General features: G+C 44.1%; 10 protein-coding genes. 4 read left to right on the forward strand and 6 right to left on the reverse strand.

All coding sequences use genetic code 11. From position 1 onward, the window contains the following. Window positions 1–37: 37 nt before the first annotated feature. Window positions 38–2,170: a DHH family phosphoesterase gene (locus EO93_RS04250; protein WP_048161229.1), complete on the reverse strand. Its 2,133-nt coding sequence runs from the start codon at window positions 2,168–2,170 to the stop codon at window positions 38–40. Window positions 2,171–2,703: 533 nt separating this feature from the next. On the opposite strand from EO93_RS04250, the gene EO93_RS04255 reads away from it, so the two are divergent. Together EO93_RS04255 and EO93_RS04260 are read left to right on the forward strand one after the other, a co-directional pair. Then, window positions 2,704–3,483 carry a slipin family protein gene (locus EO93_RS04255; protein ID WP_048132108.1) on the forward strand — a complete coding sequence of 260 codons (780 nt, stop codon included), beginning with the start codon at window positions 2,704–2,706 and terminating at the stop codon, window positions 3,481–3,483. Between the two features lie 50 nt (window positions 3,484–3,533). Beyond that, window positions 3,534–4,838: a nodulation protein NfeD gene (locus EO93_RS04260; protein ID WP_048132120.1), complete on the forward strand. Its 1,305-nt coding sequence runs from the start codon at window positions 3,534–3,536 to the stop codon at window positions 4,836–4,838. A 144-nt stretch (window positions 4,839–4,982) separates the two neighbouring features. Here EO93_RS04260 and EO93_RS04265 read toward each other — a convergent pair whose 3' ends face one another. Next, complete coding sequence (locus EO93_RS04265; protein WP_048161230.1) at window positions 4,983–6,317, reverse strand: AIR synthase-related protein; 1,335 nt, start codon at window positions 6,315–6,317, stop codon at window positions 4,983–4,985. Between the two features lie 191 nt (window positions 6,318–6,508). After that, complete coding sequence (hisH, locus tag EO93_RS04270; RefSeq protein ID WP_048132109.1) at window positions 6,509–7,117, reverse strand: imidazole glycerol phosphate synthase subunit HisH; 609 nt, start codon at window positions 7,115–7,117, stop codon at window positions 6,509–6,511. 575 nt (window positions 7,118–7,692) lie between these two features. On the opposite strand from hisH, the gene EO93_RS04275 reads away from it, so the two are divergent. Both EO93_RS04275 and EO93_RS04280 read left to right on the forward strand, forming a co-directional pair. Next, the gene (locus EO93_RS04275; RefSeq protein ID WP_048132123.1) at window positions 7,693–8,178 is read left to right on the forward strand and encodes a hypothetical protein; all 486 of its coding nucleotides are present in this window, start codon (window positions 7,693–7,695) and stop codon (window positions 8,176–8,178) included. 42 nt (window positions 8,179–8,220) lie between these two features. Next, the gene (locus EO93_RS04280) at window positions 8,221–8,670 is read left to right on the forward strand and encodes a hypothetical protein (protein ID WP_048132111.1); all 450 of its coding nucleotides are present in this window, start codon (window positions 8,221–8,223) and stop codon (window positions 8,668–8,670) included. 197 nt (window positions 8,671–8,867) lie between these two features. Here EO93_RS04280 and EO93_RS04285 read toward each other — a convergent pair whose 3' ends face one another. The 3 genes from EO93_RS04285 to EO93_RS04295 form a co-directional block, all read right to left on the reverse strand. After that, window positions 8,868–9,593: a LysE family transporter gene (locus EO93_RS04285; RefSeq protein ID WP_327037139.1), complete on the reverse strand. Its 726-nt coding sequence runs from the start codon at window positions 9,591–9,593 to the stop codon at window positions 8,868–8,870. 320 nt (window positions 9,594–9,913) lie between these two features. Continuing rightward, window positions 9,914–10,780, reverse strand: coding sequence for a hypothetical protein (locus EO93_RS04290; protein WP_082105911.1), 867 nt, complete (start codon window positions 10,778–10,780; stop codon window positions 9,914–9,916). Window positions 10,781–11,422: 642 nt separating this feature from the next. After that, entirely contained in the window at window positions 11,423–13,345 is a 1,923-nt protein-coding gene (locus tag EO93_RS04295) for a PINc/VapC family ATPase (RefSeq protein ID WP_048161231.1), read from the reverse strand. Window positions 13,346–13,913 lie beyond the last annotated feature (568 nt).

Here is a 13,913-nt window from a genome sequence, read left to right on the forward strand (position 1 = left end):
GGGAGATAAGTAAAAAGAGGCTTATTGAAAAAGCCTGTTAATACTCAACTTCCGTAGATGCAATCTTTTCTGCGAGCTTTGAGAGCACTTCAGTTCTCATCCCTTCCACGAACTTGATGCTGCCTACAACAAGGTGCCCGCCGCCGCTGACTCCGGCGCCCTTCATTTCCTCGCGGAGCTCTCTAACAATCCGAGGAATATTCATAAGTACTCCTTTTGAGCGGATCACAGCAAAGTCCGGGCCATAGCCCAGGGTGACCACTGGCTTGTTCGGGTTCCTTTTGGTGAGTACATCATGCACTTCTCCGGAGGTCTTGCCTGGTGGCGGGAAGGTAAATTTCTGGGCATAGTTTTCGACATCTATCACATTCATGATAGTGCCATTTGCCAGTTTCTGGGACTTGACGTTAAAGAGACAGACCTCAAGCTGTTCTTTTATCATGGTACTTGCCTGCTCGCAAAGCAGAGATACCAGATTGTTATGGGTTTTGTGGTCGCCCAGATCCAGGATGTCGTCAATAAGGCCTTTTCCACTGCTGAATTTAAGCCAGAACTGCTCAAAATCCAGCGCAAGCGCCATTTCTTTTAATTCTTCAAGGGTATAGCGGTCCGAGACAAGGGAGATATATCTTCCAGCCTCCGGGGCCTCAGAACGGTCTCCGACTGCCGAAACAGCAGGAAGGTGCTTTATAGTATCACTGATACTGGGATTGATCATACGGGCGATTTCAGCACAGAGCATTCCTGCAGTAACCCCGAAGTCTCCTCCTACATGAGCAGGGTTTGCGTGTCCTATAAGATACTGATCAACGATGTCATCCGGGTGGTGGTGGTCAACGACAAGCATATCAATGCCATAGACCTGGGCCTGCCGCATAGAGGGCACGTCCTCTTCTGTTGAACCGTTGTCTACCAGGATCACAAGAGGCATTTTCTGCCCGTGCCTGGCACAATCTTCAAGCGCAAAGGAAATATCCCTTGTAACGTCGGCAAGCTCATAAAAAGGAGCCTTTGAAGGAGCACGTTTGTAGAAATAGTATTCCGCATCCGCCCCACCGATTTCCGTAATAAGGGGAAGAATTGCCCTCTCAATGGCAATTGCGGAAGTAATTCCGTCGGCGTCGGCATGGTGTCTGAGGATAATAGGTGTTGAATGTAAGATTGCCTTTTTGATCTCTTTGGCGACATGAAGCATTCTGGGCTTGAGTTTTTCCATAATGTCGCTTTCGACCAGGAAAGGAATATCAGCAGGTGTTGCTTTTTCCTCAATTACCCTCTCAACCCTGTACTTGACCGCAGCTTCCTTTTCGCCGGTCAGCAGTTTCATGCTCATGACTTCGATCTGGACCTGCTCATCCCTCGGGGTCACTTCTCCGGTAATCGATACAATCATTCCTGCATCGATGTGAGGGTAAGACCGCTTCCCTGCGCTCTCAAAAGCTGCACAGGGAATAAAGCCCCCTTCATCACCGATGGTGAAAATAGTAGGTCCGCTGGTCTGTTTTACCTGGATAACTTCTCCTTCGATCCGGACGAGCCTGCCTTTCATGCTGGTGTCTATTTCGGCTGAACTCTTAAGTGGGAGCTCTTTTTCAAGCTCAATGGTTTCGTACTTTGTAAGAGTTTGCGGAATAAGATCCAGCTTTCCTCCGGCTTTAATACTTTTTACCAGGACGATCACAGCACTCCTAACTTCCGGCTGGACCCCAACATTGCTGGAATGCATAAGCCCTCTTACGTGAGGGTTCAGGTCTACAAAGACTCCAAAAGAGGCGATACTGCTCACTATGCCGTGATAAAGTTTTCCTGCTTCAACATCCTTGAGGTCACAGGATTCGTCCAGAGCGTAAACATGCTGGGAACGTGAACAGGAGCCGCATATCTCTTCATCCGCATCCTGTGATTCATGAATTCTTACTCCACAAACCTTGCAGGTATAGATCTTTCCAAGTCCCTCGCAGGCTTCACAGGATCTGGTAACTTCTATTATCCCCTTTCCTTTGCATTTCTCACATACTGCACCATTTTTCAATAAACTGTCAATTTCGGTTTCCGAAATTTTCATGAAATCAACTGATTTTGACTTGCCTTTTCCCTTACACAGAGGGCAGACATCAGTTGAAATTACCTCATAGCCACGCCCGTGGCAGTCTGGACATTCCTTACTCATAAATATCAACACCAGTGGTTCTTCCGAACCTGTTTTTTATTAATCTATTCGTTTTTTGGAGTTCAAACTCTTGCTTTAAACTCTATACGTTTATTATGCTCTTTGTCGGTCTTTCAGTCTACTGGTAACTGTAGGACCTTCACCCGGCCCGGAAAATCAGTGCATACCTAACTTGTTATCTTCCTGCATATCCCCTGTTTTTCAGTTAAATATCTTCGGTATGCAAGATATAAGTATTTGTCAGCATGCTATTTTGCACAGCGGCTACAAATATCCCGAACCTTCAGGCTTTTGAGGTGGTTTCTGTCACTTTCAGATTTGTTATCTTAAAGACGGGAAAACCGCGGTCCATGAAAAATCCAGAGTGAGGACTTATATAGATTCACAGATCTTTTAAATAGGCGACAGAATACAAAATTTTTAAATAAAGACTGTTTACTTACAGGAATTATTCAGTACGATTCCCAGAATAAAGAACACTTAATTATTATTAAGCCCAATTTTAAGATTAATTGATCGGAGGGCATAAAATTATGGTTGTTAGTGAATTAATGCTTCCTGTATTAATAGTTGTAATATTAATACTCTCACAATCTATAAAAATGGTTAATGAATACGAACGTGTAGTTATATTCAGGCTTGGTCGCCTGAGTGGTGTAAAGGGGCCAGGTATTTTCCTTATTATCCCTTTTATTGATAAAGCACTGAAAATAGACTTGAGAGTTGTTGCGATCGATGTCCCTAAACAGGCAATCATCACCAAAGATAATGTCACAGTTGAAGTGGATGCTGTTGTCTACTACAAGGTAGTAGAGCCTGGAGCTGCAATTACACAGGTTGAGAACTATATGTTTGCAACTTCAACCCTTTCCCAGACTACACTTAGAGACGTGCTGGGTCAGATGGAACTTGATGAGCTGCTTTCGGAAAGAGAAAACATTAATAAGCAGATTCAGGAACTTCTGGATGCCTATACTGACCCCTGGGGAATCAAGGTTACAGGAGTAACTATCCGGGATGTAGCCCTGCCCGAAAGCATGAAGAGGGCAATTGCTAAACAGGCGGAGGCTGAAAGGGAAAAGCGGGCCAGAATCATCCTTGCGGAAGGGGAATTCCAGGCTGCCCAGAAAATGAAGGAAGCTGCCACTCTCTATCAGGGACTCCCGGTAGCCATCAAACTCAGGGAACTCCAGACCCTTGCCGAGATTGCCAAGGAAAAGAATCTGATAGTTGTTACACAGCAGTCCCAGACTGTTGAAACCGCGAATATCGCAGCTCTCTCACAGGCCATTGCCGGAAAGAAAGCGGAATAAAGACGAGAATGGTCAGAAGGAACGTAAGAAGTGAGAAAGGATCGATAAACATGCATATGGAAAGGGCTTCCCATTTCCTTTCTTTTTTATTCCTGTGCTTCATCCTCATAGCCGCCTTTACGCTTCCTGCAGGTGCAGGGCCAGAGGAGAAGGTGCTTGTACTTGAAATTGCCGAAGCCATCACCCCGGCTTCTGACAATTTGATCGCTGACGCAATCTCAAAAGCTGAAAATGAAAACTTCGAGGCTCTCGTAATCAGCCTGGATACTCCTGGGGGAGGGCTGGAAGAGACTCAGATTATCATAAAGGGCATTGAAAATGCGAGCGTGCCTGTGATCGGGTACGTGCCCGAGAGCGGAAAAGCCTGGTCGGCCGGTACCCTCATCCTTATGGGGACCGATATTGCTGCAATGGCCCCTTTTACGGTTCTTGGGTCGGCGCAGCCCGTGCAGATGTCTGCCGAGGGAACAAAACCCATAGAAGATGAAAAGATCATAAATGCCCTCGTCAAGTTTTCAGTTACAACTGCAAGCAAACACGGAAGAAACGAAACCTTTGCCGAAGAAGTCATAACTAAAAACAAAAACCTTGATGCTGAAGAAGCTCTGGAAGCCGGAGTAATAGAATACGTAGCCCCTTCCATTCCTGACCTTCTGGTCCAGATCGACGGGCAGCGTGTAAAAGAAAGAACCCTGAAAACCGAAAGTGCGAGGACAGAGGACTATGAACCTCCCCTACAACTCGCTTTCCTGAGGCTTATCTCAAACCCGGTACTTTCTTCTCTTCTCCTGACAATAGGGCTTTACGGGATCATCTTCGGGATTTCAAACCCCGGAGCAGGAGCAGAAATTTTCGGGATTATTGCAATCGTGCTCGGGCTGATAGGCACAGGATTCGATATTAATATAGCAGCATTTTTCCTCATCATTGTAGGAGTAGGCCTTCTTATCCTTGAAATTCAGTCCCCCGGATTTGGGGTTTTCGGGCTTGCCGGACTGATTTGCCTGGTAATAGGGAGCATCTTCCTTGTACCGATGGGGGGGGAAAATATTTACACTCCGGAATTCAGGAGACTGCTGACCTTCACAGTTGTTACTCCCACAATCATTTTCGGGCTTTTCCTTGTCTTTGCAATATATAAAGTAGCCGAAACGAGGAAGAAAAAACCCGTTATCGGAGCTATTATCGGGGATATTGCCCGGACAATAGATCCGATAGGGCCGAAAAGCCCGGGTTTTGTCCGCTATAAAGGAGAGTACTGGAAAGCCAGGTCCGAAGAAGAAATAGGAGCTGAAGAAGAAGTTGAAATTATAGGAAAAGAGATGGAAGTGCTTCTGGTAAAAAGAAAAATTTAATACTTCCTTTCTTTTCTGCTTTTCCTTTTTTGGCTTTCGTACACTATTAAATTTAACCGTTTATTTTCCCGGATTTATTTTCCCGGGTTTCTTTTTTCGGGTTTCTTTTTTCGAGTTTCTTTTTTCGGGTTTAATTTTTCGGGTTTAATTTTTATTTTTGTCCCTTATTTTTTCAAGAACCCTCTGTTTTTTATTGATTGCTTCTTCGGCTGCCCTGTCAATTGCATTTCTCATCTCCTCGAAATCTCGCGGATTCTCTTCTCCGTGAACCTTTTTGACAGGGGTATAGGCAGATTCTCTGAACCTGGGTGCAAAGTCCCGGGTCTCTCCATTGACGATAATTTCAGCCCCGTTTCCTTCTTCCACATGACCTATGATATCAATCTCGACACCGGCCGCCCGGACGGTTTCAAGAATCTCATCGGCATATTCCGGGGGGGCAATAACCAGCAGGGCATCAAGAGATACACCGAGATAATCGATTTTAAGGAGCTCAAGCATGGAAAGCACCTTTTGATTAACAAGGGCTCTCATTTTTTCTTCTTCAAAGACCAGTTTTACTTCTGCAGTCTTTGAGATTTCCCGTGCGTCCCCGCGTATTCCTCCATTGGTAACGTCGGTCATTGAATGGACTTTCCTGTAAACCCCGGACTTCAGGAGAGCTTCGCAGGCTTCAAGAAAACGGACGTTAATGGTCTCTTCCACAACGTCATGCATCCCGTAATAAAGTGCAGTTGTAGAAATCGTGCCTCCGCCTGCACCTTCTGTCATAAGGATAAGGTCTCCTGCCTTTGTCCTGTTGCGTGAGGTAAGGGAAGATGTAACACCAACAGCACCGACGCCTCCGGTCATTCGGTCGCCTATTACCATGTCCCCGCCTATCCGGAGAGTGCTTCCGGTAACAAGGGGAATTCCGGTAAGCTCTGAAACTGTAGTGATTCCTGCAATGTGGTCGAATATTTTTGCCACATCTCCATCGTCTGCGACATGGATGTCCGAAAGCATGGCAAGAGGGCGGGACCCCATTGAATAAACGTCACGCAGAGCTGCCCTTGCTACATGAAAACCCGAAAGGAATGGGAAATCACTCAGGCGGGAATGTATGCCGTCAATCGTAACCACCAGGTATTCATCCCCCATTCTTACAACTCCTGAGTCGTCAAGCTGGGAGCTGTCAACTACTGCACCTGTCTTGCCTATAACCTCCCCTAGCTTGGAATGAACGTAAAAGTCCCCTGTGCCCCTCGAACCTACTCCGAACTCTCCCATGGAAACTCCTGAGAGGGTGGAGCTTAATACCTCTCCTTCCGTGTGAAGAGTTGCTTTTGCTTCACAAATAACTGCAGATGCAATCTCATGAGCCCTTTCGGGGTTTATGTTCTTGATTTCAAGAATTCTTGAAGCAAGCTGTGCTTCAAGGCTGTTTTCATTTGAAGGGTCCTTCCTGAGAGCCCGTTTTGCATAGCCTTCTATATCCATGGTAACCATCCTCTCGCAGATATCTGTCACTGCTTTGAAAGGCGCAGGGCAGATTATTTTTTAATTCAAGCATTAATCTTTGGATTGAGTTATACTATAAAATACCCCGGAATTAAAACTTAACCGCCGAAAAAAACGAAAAATAAAGGTTTAGCTGAAAAACCGAAGTACACTTATAAGATATATGTATTTCAACACATTTCAACGAAGTTTTTCAGAATCTTAAGCCCTGTGGCTCCACTTTTCTCAGGGTGGAACTGGGTACCCATAACATTGCCTTTTGAGTTTACGACAGAAGCTGAGAACTCCTGCCCATATTCACATGATGCGAGGGTATTTTCCGCAGCTGTGTCCACATAATAAGAGTGTACGAAGTATACGAAAGAACCGTCAGGAATGCCTTTAAACAGAGGGTGATCCTGTTTGATCCTGATGTTGTTCCAGCCCATGTGGGGCACTTTCAGTTCAGACTTTGGAAAGCGAAGCACTCTACCCTGAATGAGGTTCAGCCCGTCGGTCAGCTTGCCTTCTTCAGAAGAGCTCATAAGAATCTGCTGTCCAAGACAGATCCCGAGCATTGGTTTCCCAGAATCTGCAAATTCCGCGATAATCCCTTTGAGAGGAACCAGGCACTTCATTGCATCTACGAAAGCGCCAACACCAGGGAGAATAATACCATCTGCTGCCATGATCTCCTCGGGGTTCCCGGAGATTGCGGGACTTGCTCCAACGTGTTCAAGCCCTTTTTGAACACTTCTTAGATTTCCAAGCCCGTAATCGATAATCACGATTCTTTTCATAGTTCTAACAAAACAAAGTTAAAATAGATTAAGCTTACGAGCAAAGAATTTGAACACAGTGGAAAAAATATTAGAAAAGAGAATAATTCAGAAAAATACACCTGAAAAATATAATATAATAAATTCAGGTCAGTATCTGTCTGCAGAAATATTACAGGGTCTGTTCTCCCGTTCAAAAATCACCTTGTACTTGCCACAGCGAACGCATTCGTAACGTTTTTCTAGCACTGTTGGCAGACAGCAGAGCGCTCCGCTTTTTCGTTTCCAGTCATGCAGTCCGAAAAGACACAAAAAACTACGTCTATGGTCCGATTCATCTGGTTCATCAGAACATTCTTGGGTCAAAAACCTGTTTCCCCTTCTTAGCAGTTAGTAAAGCTGATTGTGCGATAGTAAAGAGAATATGATAAAAAGAACTATATAAAGATATATATTGCCCAAACTCACACACTCCAGTTATACTACAAAAAGCCAAGCACGACTAAACATCGAAAAATTATAAATAGAATGATTGAATATTCATTGAATGTTGTATGATTCAGATAAAAATTTACGGAGTGAAATCGGGGGGAAACATGAAAGGACTTCAGTTATTCAGAAATGATGAGAAAGCAATGGAATTACCAATAAATATTGTTGTAATGCTCGTTGTTGGGATGGTTGCCCTTGCAACGCTTATCTCGATAATACCGACTCCTACAAAGGAAATGTCAGTCTTTGTTGAAAGGACAGGGTCCGGGGCAGGAAGCCTTCAGCCAGGAAACTCGATAATAGTAGATGCTACTACCGCACAGAACTCATTTGTCGTTTCCGCAGAAATAAAGGTAACAGATAAAGACGGAAACCCGGTGCGAGGTGCAAACGTTGTCCTCAGGGGACTCGGAGGTGCAGCATCGAATACAACTGACATTGACGGGGTCACTGTTCTGACAACTCCCGGGAATGCGCTGGTCCGACTTGACCCAAACCAGAATGAAGGCACAATGGACCTGAAAATCCTGGCAGACGGCTTCTATGATTACGAGAGAAAGGATGCAGTTATGATTATCAAGACTCGCTAATTGCATGTTTTGCATGAGTTAAGCTGGAGAAAGGAGTCAAGTATGCTGCCTGAAAATTTAACAGAGAATGAAGCAGGAACCGTCGGGCTTCCAATAAGAATTGTAGTTCTTTCAATAGTTGGCTTTATCGGGTTTTATGCGATTCTCTCCGCCCTTTCAGCTGCTCCAGCTCCCGCGGGGCCCATGTATGCAACAGCAAATGTAAGCACATTTTCACTCAACTCCGGAGGAGGGGAATCCAACTTTAGCCTGCAGATAAGCGTGCTTGACAGGGAAAACCGCGGGGTGGGAGAAGCAAACGTAATTGTCTGGAGCCCGGACAGAAATAAAGCGTATTCAGGTATCACGGGCAATGATGGTAACGTAATAATAAATATTTTAAATCCCGAGTTGCCTGCCGGAAAATCCGAAGGGTACGTTGCAGTAAAAGTAATGAGAACAGGATATAGAGATTTTAGTGAGGAATATTTTATTAAGGTAAAGAGGAGTTAAAGCTTCCTGATTAATTCAGTATCTAGAGAGTCAGTCCTCTAAAAAAGAACTAGTCCTCTAGAAATTAACTCTTAAGGGATTAATTTTTCAAGGAGCTAACTCCTTAGAAGTACTTTTTTTAAAAAAGAAGGGGTAAAAAACCTGTTTTTTCCTACATTTTCATTTAAATGCCGATACATTTTTAATTACAGAATTAATTATTGCAAAACGTTATTGTTATTGATCATAAACCACAGCCCAAAGAATGCCATAAAACCTCCACAGAGGTATACCAGTTTTTCATGCGTGGACTGTGAAATTACTTCCGTTCCTCTGGAAAAGGATGAAGATACAGCTACAAGAAATCCAAGGTCTGCTATCCAGTGCCCGACAACAAATGCAATTACTGCAAGGGTGCCTATAAGATACTCCTGAAGGATGATCGCACTACCTGCTGTCAACCACCATGCAACAAAAAAAGGATTCAGTGCTGAGGTTATAATTCCTGCGGATACCGTGCCTGAGAAAGGGTTCAATGCCGAAGTTATAATTCCTGAAGATATAGGACCTGAAGAGAGATTCAGGCTGCTGGCTGAAATAGATATATCCATTGTAGAGGCTTCTTTTGCGTTTTTAATCATTGCGAGCCCGAAGATCACCATCATTAAGCCGCCTATTACAGCCAGATACGAGATTACTGTTTTTCCAAGGAAAGCTGATGCACCTATCAGAATAAGCACGAAAAAGATGAGTTCCACAAGGGCGTGGCCCAGAAATACCGAAGGTCCTGCTCGCCAGCCTTTCTGAAACGATGCCCCGATTGTTGCAAACAGCATGGGTCCGGGGATAATGGCTGCAGATATGCCTACTGTGAAGCCGAGAATAAGAGCTTTAGTTAATTCGATTATGATACCACCCCGTATAATATCTGAATCTATTATTATAAGGAGTGATTATATAAAAATGTTTTGAGACTGATCCGCTGGTATCGTTTATGGCATCAGTCCTGAAAAATGTATTATGGCTTAAAGTAATCAATTTATTCCTATATATTTTATATATTCTCACTGATTGAGAATTATATCTAATATTCAGCAAATATTATTTATTATTGCATATTTTATTACTAATTACTGATGACTTACTGTTAATTGTTTACCCTTCATCGTTTTATCGCCGAGTATGGTAATTTATTGCCAACTACACATTTCCATCACTACTCCCTTCGATCACTACTCCTTTCTACCACTACTCCTTTCTATCATCAGTTAGTTAACGATTTTTGCTTTCGGTTAACCATATAAAACTTCAAAAGTACAGCTCCTGCCATAATTACTGCAAGCCCGGTTGAGAAGTAAGGAGACCTTATTATATCCCAGCGTCCGGACCAGATCAGAAACCCTGTAAGGAAAAGGACGGAAGACCCGGCAATTCCTGAGATTTCTACCGGAACTTTTATCGAGCCAAGAGTAAACCTATCTCGATTTTCAATGGTTTCAATGCGGGATTCAAATTTTCGTATCTGTTCTTCTGATGCGCTTTCCTGACCTTGAATGTCCTTGACTTCATTCTCCAGTTTTTCGACCTCTGGCTTAAGGTTGCTGTGCACAAAATCCGAAAGTTCGGATATAGCAGCCTGTAGAGAATGGAGGCTTTCGGAGAGGCTGGAAAAAAGACTACTTATATCCTTTACTCTGTAACTGATTCCCGAAACATCCGAAGAACTATCAAGAAAAATCGTGGAACCATTTGAGGCGTCTGAAGAGGGGAGCACTGCGCCGAAGGCAAAAGTTGAAACATCCTCTTGAGTGAGCGACGGAACAGAGTCTGAAAGCAGAGAATTCTCCGGAAGAGAAAATGAAGCTTCAGGAGAAACAGAGGGTCCCTTTGGAGAAACTGAAGAGCCTGCCGCAAGATTTACAGAGTTTTCCTCTTGAAACGAATCTGGAGACATTCCTGAAAAAGCCTTTCCAGCCTGCAAAGTCTGAGATGCTTCAAGGGATAAGCGGCGCTCAACTGCTCTCAGCCGCTTTTCAAAACTTCTGATGCTCTGGTCAAAAACCTCGATTCTCCCCTGCAAATCATCCCTGATTTCGGGCTCTAACTGATATGATTTACTCAATTGAACCATAACCCCTTAAAATTTCTAATATGAAATCATACCCAAACAGTATATAAATTTTTTTACAAATTGATAAAAAACATAAAAAGTGCAACTTGAAAAAGGAAATCACAGGTGGCCCCTTATTAATCAATTAATATGTCCCTTGACCCCTAAAACCGATTTTCAATCCATAAGTTCTAAAGTGTCCCCCGGCTTGTCTGGTGGTCCTTCCAATAAAAATGAAGATACTTAAAAATGAGGCCTCAATAAGGAATTTAAAAACTAATTTTTCAGGTAGTGCTTATGGCCAATTCCTAAAATTCCTTGTCTAGTATTCAAACTTAGAGTTGAACCGCGGAAAACGTGAAAATGCACGGAGAGGCTCCAAACATGTGCAATTTAGTCCCCTTGCGCGAATTTCACTGCTAAATCCCATAAATCCGCCCCCCCCTTAGCTAATTTCACTACCAATGCCCATAAATCAGCTCTCTTAGGCGAATTTCACTGCTAAATCCTTAAATCAGCCCTCTGGGCAAAGTCCAGTATTAAGCGTCCATAAATTAGTCCTCTTGAGCGTAGCGAAAAGGACCGCGTACTCCCGAGGCGCAATTCGGGCGAGGCGCAATTCGGGAAGTAAAAAGTTAAGGGCATAAAAGGAAAATGAGAAGATCAGATCGGTCTGACCTCAACAATCTCTCCGTTATCCTGAGCTTCCAGAATTTCCGATGCAAGGTCCGAGTTTACTCTGAGTTTCACGTCTCCATGCCGGCTAACAGTTGCACTGAAGAGATATTCGTCTTCGATGAAAACCTCTACGTCCTTTCCTGCAAGTTCGAGAGCCCCAAGGATAAGGTGCTTCTTGGTCCTTTCGATGATGGGATGAACCGGAGATGCAGGAACACCTTTCTCAGGCACAGTTTCTCTGGCCTTTCCCGGGAAAGCTTTGCGTTCAGCCCCGCGCTTCTGGACTTTTACACCTCTTGGAATTTCGGCTTCCAGCTCCCTGACATCGATGTGGAGCCCAAGGATATTTTCGATCCTATCAATGACGTTCCCGCCTTTGCCGATAACCTTTCTCATATCCTCATCATGGACCTTTACGATTGCACTGTCGTCTGAGGTCACTTCCACTTCAACGGGACCTGTTGCATACCTGCTGATTACGTTCCTGATCTCTTCTTCAGCAAGCTTCCAGGCAGGTTTCCGGCTTTCCTTGGAAGCGCCGATTGGCATGACTACAACCTGTTCTCCGTATGTATAAATCTCATACTCACTCTTGCCAGTTTCGAAATCCGCAATGGTAATTACCGGCCTTGCGAGATCCTGCTCGGTCATCCCGTAAGGAACCTTAACTGTAAAGGCGAGCACCAGGACTTTTGCAACCTCTCCTTTATCGATGAAAATTACAGTATCCACTACCTGCGGGATTACACCCAGTTCAACCCTTCCGATAAGGCGCTGAATGGCGTCCACTGCCCTGGTTGCATGTACGACTCCTATCATCCCGACTCCTGCAAGGCGCAGGTCCGCAAAGATCAGAAAGTCCCCGGTTTTTCGTACTTCGTCATAGATAGTGTAGTCCGGCCTGACCAGAAGCAAGAGATCAGCGGTGTTCTCCATCTTCCCATTAAGGGGGGAATACTGAGTGATCTCAGGAGGCACCTGCAGGTCCCTTGGAGATTCCATGGTCTTGACTACCTGCCCATGATCATTCAAATAGCGGGCAACACCGGCAGCAAAAGTGGATTTCCCGGCTCCCGGAGGTCCTGCAATAAGGACTCCACGCTGACTTACTATACGCTCTTTCAGCTTCTCGTTCAGATGGTAATGCTCAAGGTCAACAACAACTGTAGGTCTGACGACAGTTATCTCCATATCATCGGAGAAAGGAGGATGTGTAATTGCAACCCGCATGTTTCTTATCTGCAGGACCGTAGCCCCGTTCGAGGACATTTCGATGAAAGATTCGGGGTCCAGCCTCGCCCTCTCAATAAGTTCTTTTGAGATACTGGAAAGCTCCTGGGAAGTTGAAGGCTCTTCCCGGATCCGTACATAACGCACATTCCCTACAGGACCTTTCTTACCCATTGGAGAAACCGCATTTTTGAGATGTACGGACATCGTATCATCAGTGAAAAAATGCTCTATTTTGAGAGGACCGAATTCTGACGGGTCCAGAACTTTGGGATGAATGTACTCAACATCAAGTCCTTTTGCCTTAGCTATCAGAGACTGTACGCGGTCTTCACTAACAAACAGCCCTCCTACCTCAAGAGCCGTACGCCGGATAAGGGCATCTACCCTTCCCTCTTTAGAAAGCCTGATTTCCTCTGAAGTGGGCTGAACCCCGCTGAACTGAAGCTGAATCTCCCCTCTGTCTGATAGCTTCCGAAGTTCCGAAAGCTCTTCAAGCCCTTTGAAACCTATTTCTCTGCCCCTGTTTGCCTGGGCTTCAAGCTCCGATACCACAGCTTCGGGAACAACAACTTCAACGCCCCTGAACTCACCACTTTTGATGCGGGAAGAAAGCCTCCCGTCAATTATCACGCTGGTATCCGGAACGATCCTCGATATCTGCTTCTCATCAGCCATATAAAGGGATATAGAGCCAGAAAGTATATAATAAAACTTCTGCTGCTTTTTTTCAGATGAATTAAGTTAAAAATATGGTTGATGAAAAATAATATTTTAAAAAAATGTGGGGATGTAAAGATCTTCACTTTATATCCTGTTTATATTCAATTGGTCTTATATCTCCTGCATTGCATCAATTCCTCAGAGAAGATAGTGCATTGAATTGAAAGAAGAAAGCTTTCCACTCAATTTAAAGAGGATGCCTATTTTCCATTATCAAAAACTTGATTAATTGTTTGAAATACGAACTCCTAGAAGCAATTTTGAGGTTTGGGATTAGCTCAAACATAAAATGTAGCATTATTTAAAATGGTGGCTATATATGCGTTGATAATCTCTTCTTGAAAACTGTGAAGTATCAAAATAGTTATTAGGAGATATGGTGTATTAGCTGGGCATGCCCTCTCTTTCTATCGTAATGCCTTCTATGAATGAGGAAGAAACTATCCGTATTTGCATACAGAAAGCTCAGTCTATATTCAAAAAATATGGTATAGAGGGAGAAATAATCGTTGCTGACAATTCT

The organism is Methanosarcina sp. 1.H.A.2.2 (assembly GCF_000979975.1).
GTDB lineage: Archaea > Halobacteriota > Methanosarcinia > Methanosarcinales > Methanosarcinaceae > Methanosarcina.

Excerpts from the sequence above, each read along its gene's own strand:
- EO93_RS04250 (WP_048161229.1), bottom strand. The coding sequence starts at position 2,170 with ATGAGTAAGGAATGTCCAGACTGCCACGGGCGTGGCTATGAGGTAATT.
- EO93_RS04255 (WP_048132108.1), top strand. The coding sequence starts at position 2,704 with ATGGTTGTTAGTGAATTAATGCTTCCTGTATTAATAGTTGTAATATTA.
- EO93_RS04260 (WP_048132120.1), top strand. The coding sequence starts at position 3,534 with ATGCATATGGAAAGGGCTTCCCATTTCCTTTCTTTTTTATTCCTGTGC.
- EO93_RS04265 (WP_048161230.1), bottom strand. The coding sequence starts at position 6,317 with ATGGATATAGAAGGCTATGCAAAACGGGCTCTCAGGAAGGACCCTTCA.
- hisH (WP_048132109.1), bottom strand. The coding sequence starts at position 7,117 with ATGAAAAGAATCGTGATTATCGATTACGGGCTTGGAAATCTAAGAAGT.
- EO93_RS04275 (WP_048132123.1), top strand. The coding sequence starts at position 7,693 with ATGAAAGGACTTCAGTTATTCAGAAATGATGAGAAAGCAATGGAATTA.
- EO93_RS04280 (WP_048132111.1), top strand. The coding sequence starts at position 8,221 with ATGCTGCCTGAAAATTTAACAGAGAATGAAGCAGGAACCGTCGGGCTT.
- EO93_RS04290 (WP_082105911.1), bottom strand. The coding sequence starts at position 10,780 with ATGGTTCAATTGAGTAAATCATATCAGTTAGAGCCCGAAATCAGGGAT.
- EO93_RS04295 (WP_048161231.1), bottom strand. The coding sequence starts at position 13,345 with ATGGCTGATGAGAAGCAGATATCGAGGATCGTTCCGGATACCAGCGTG.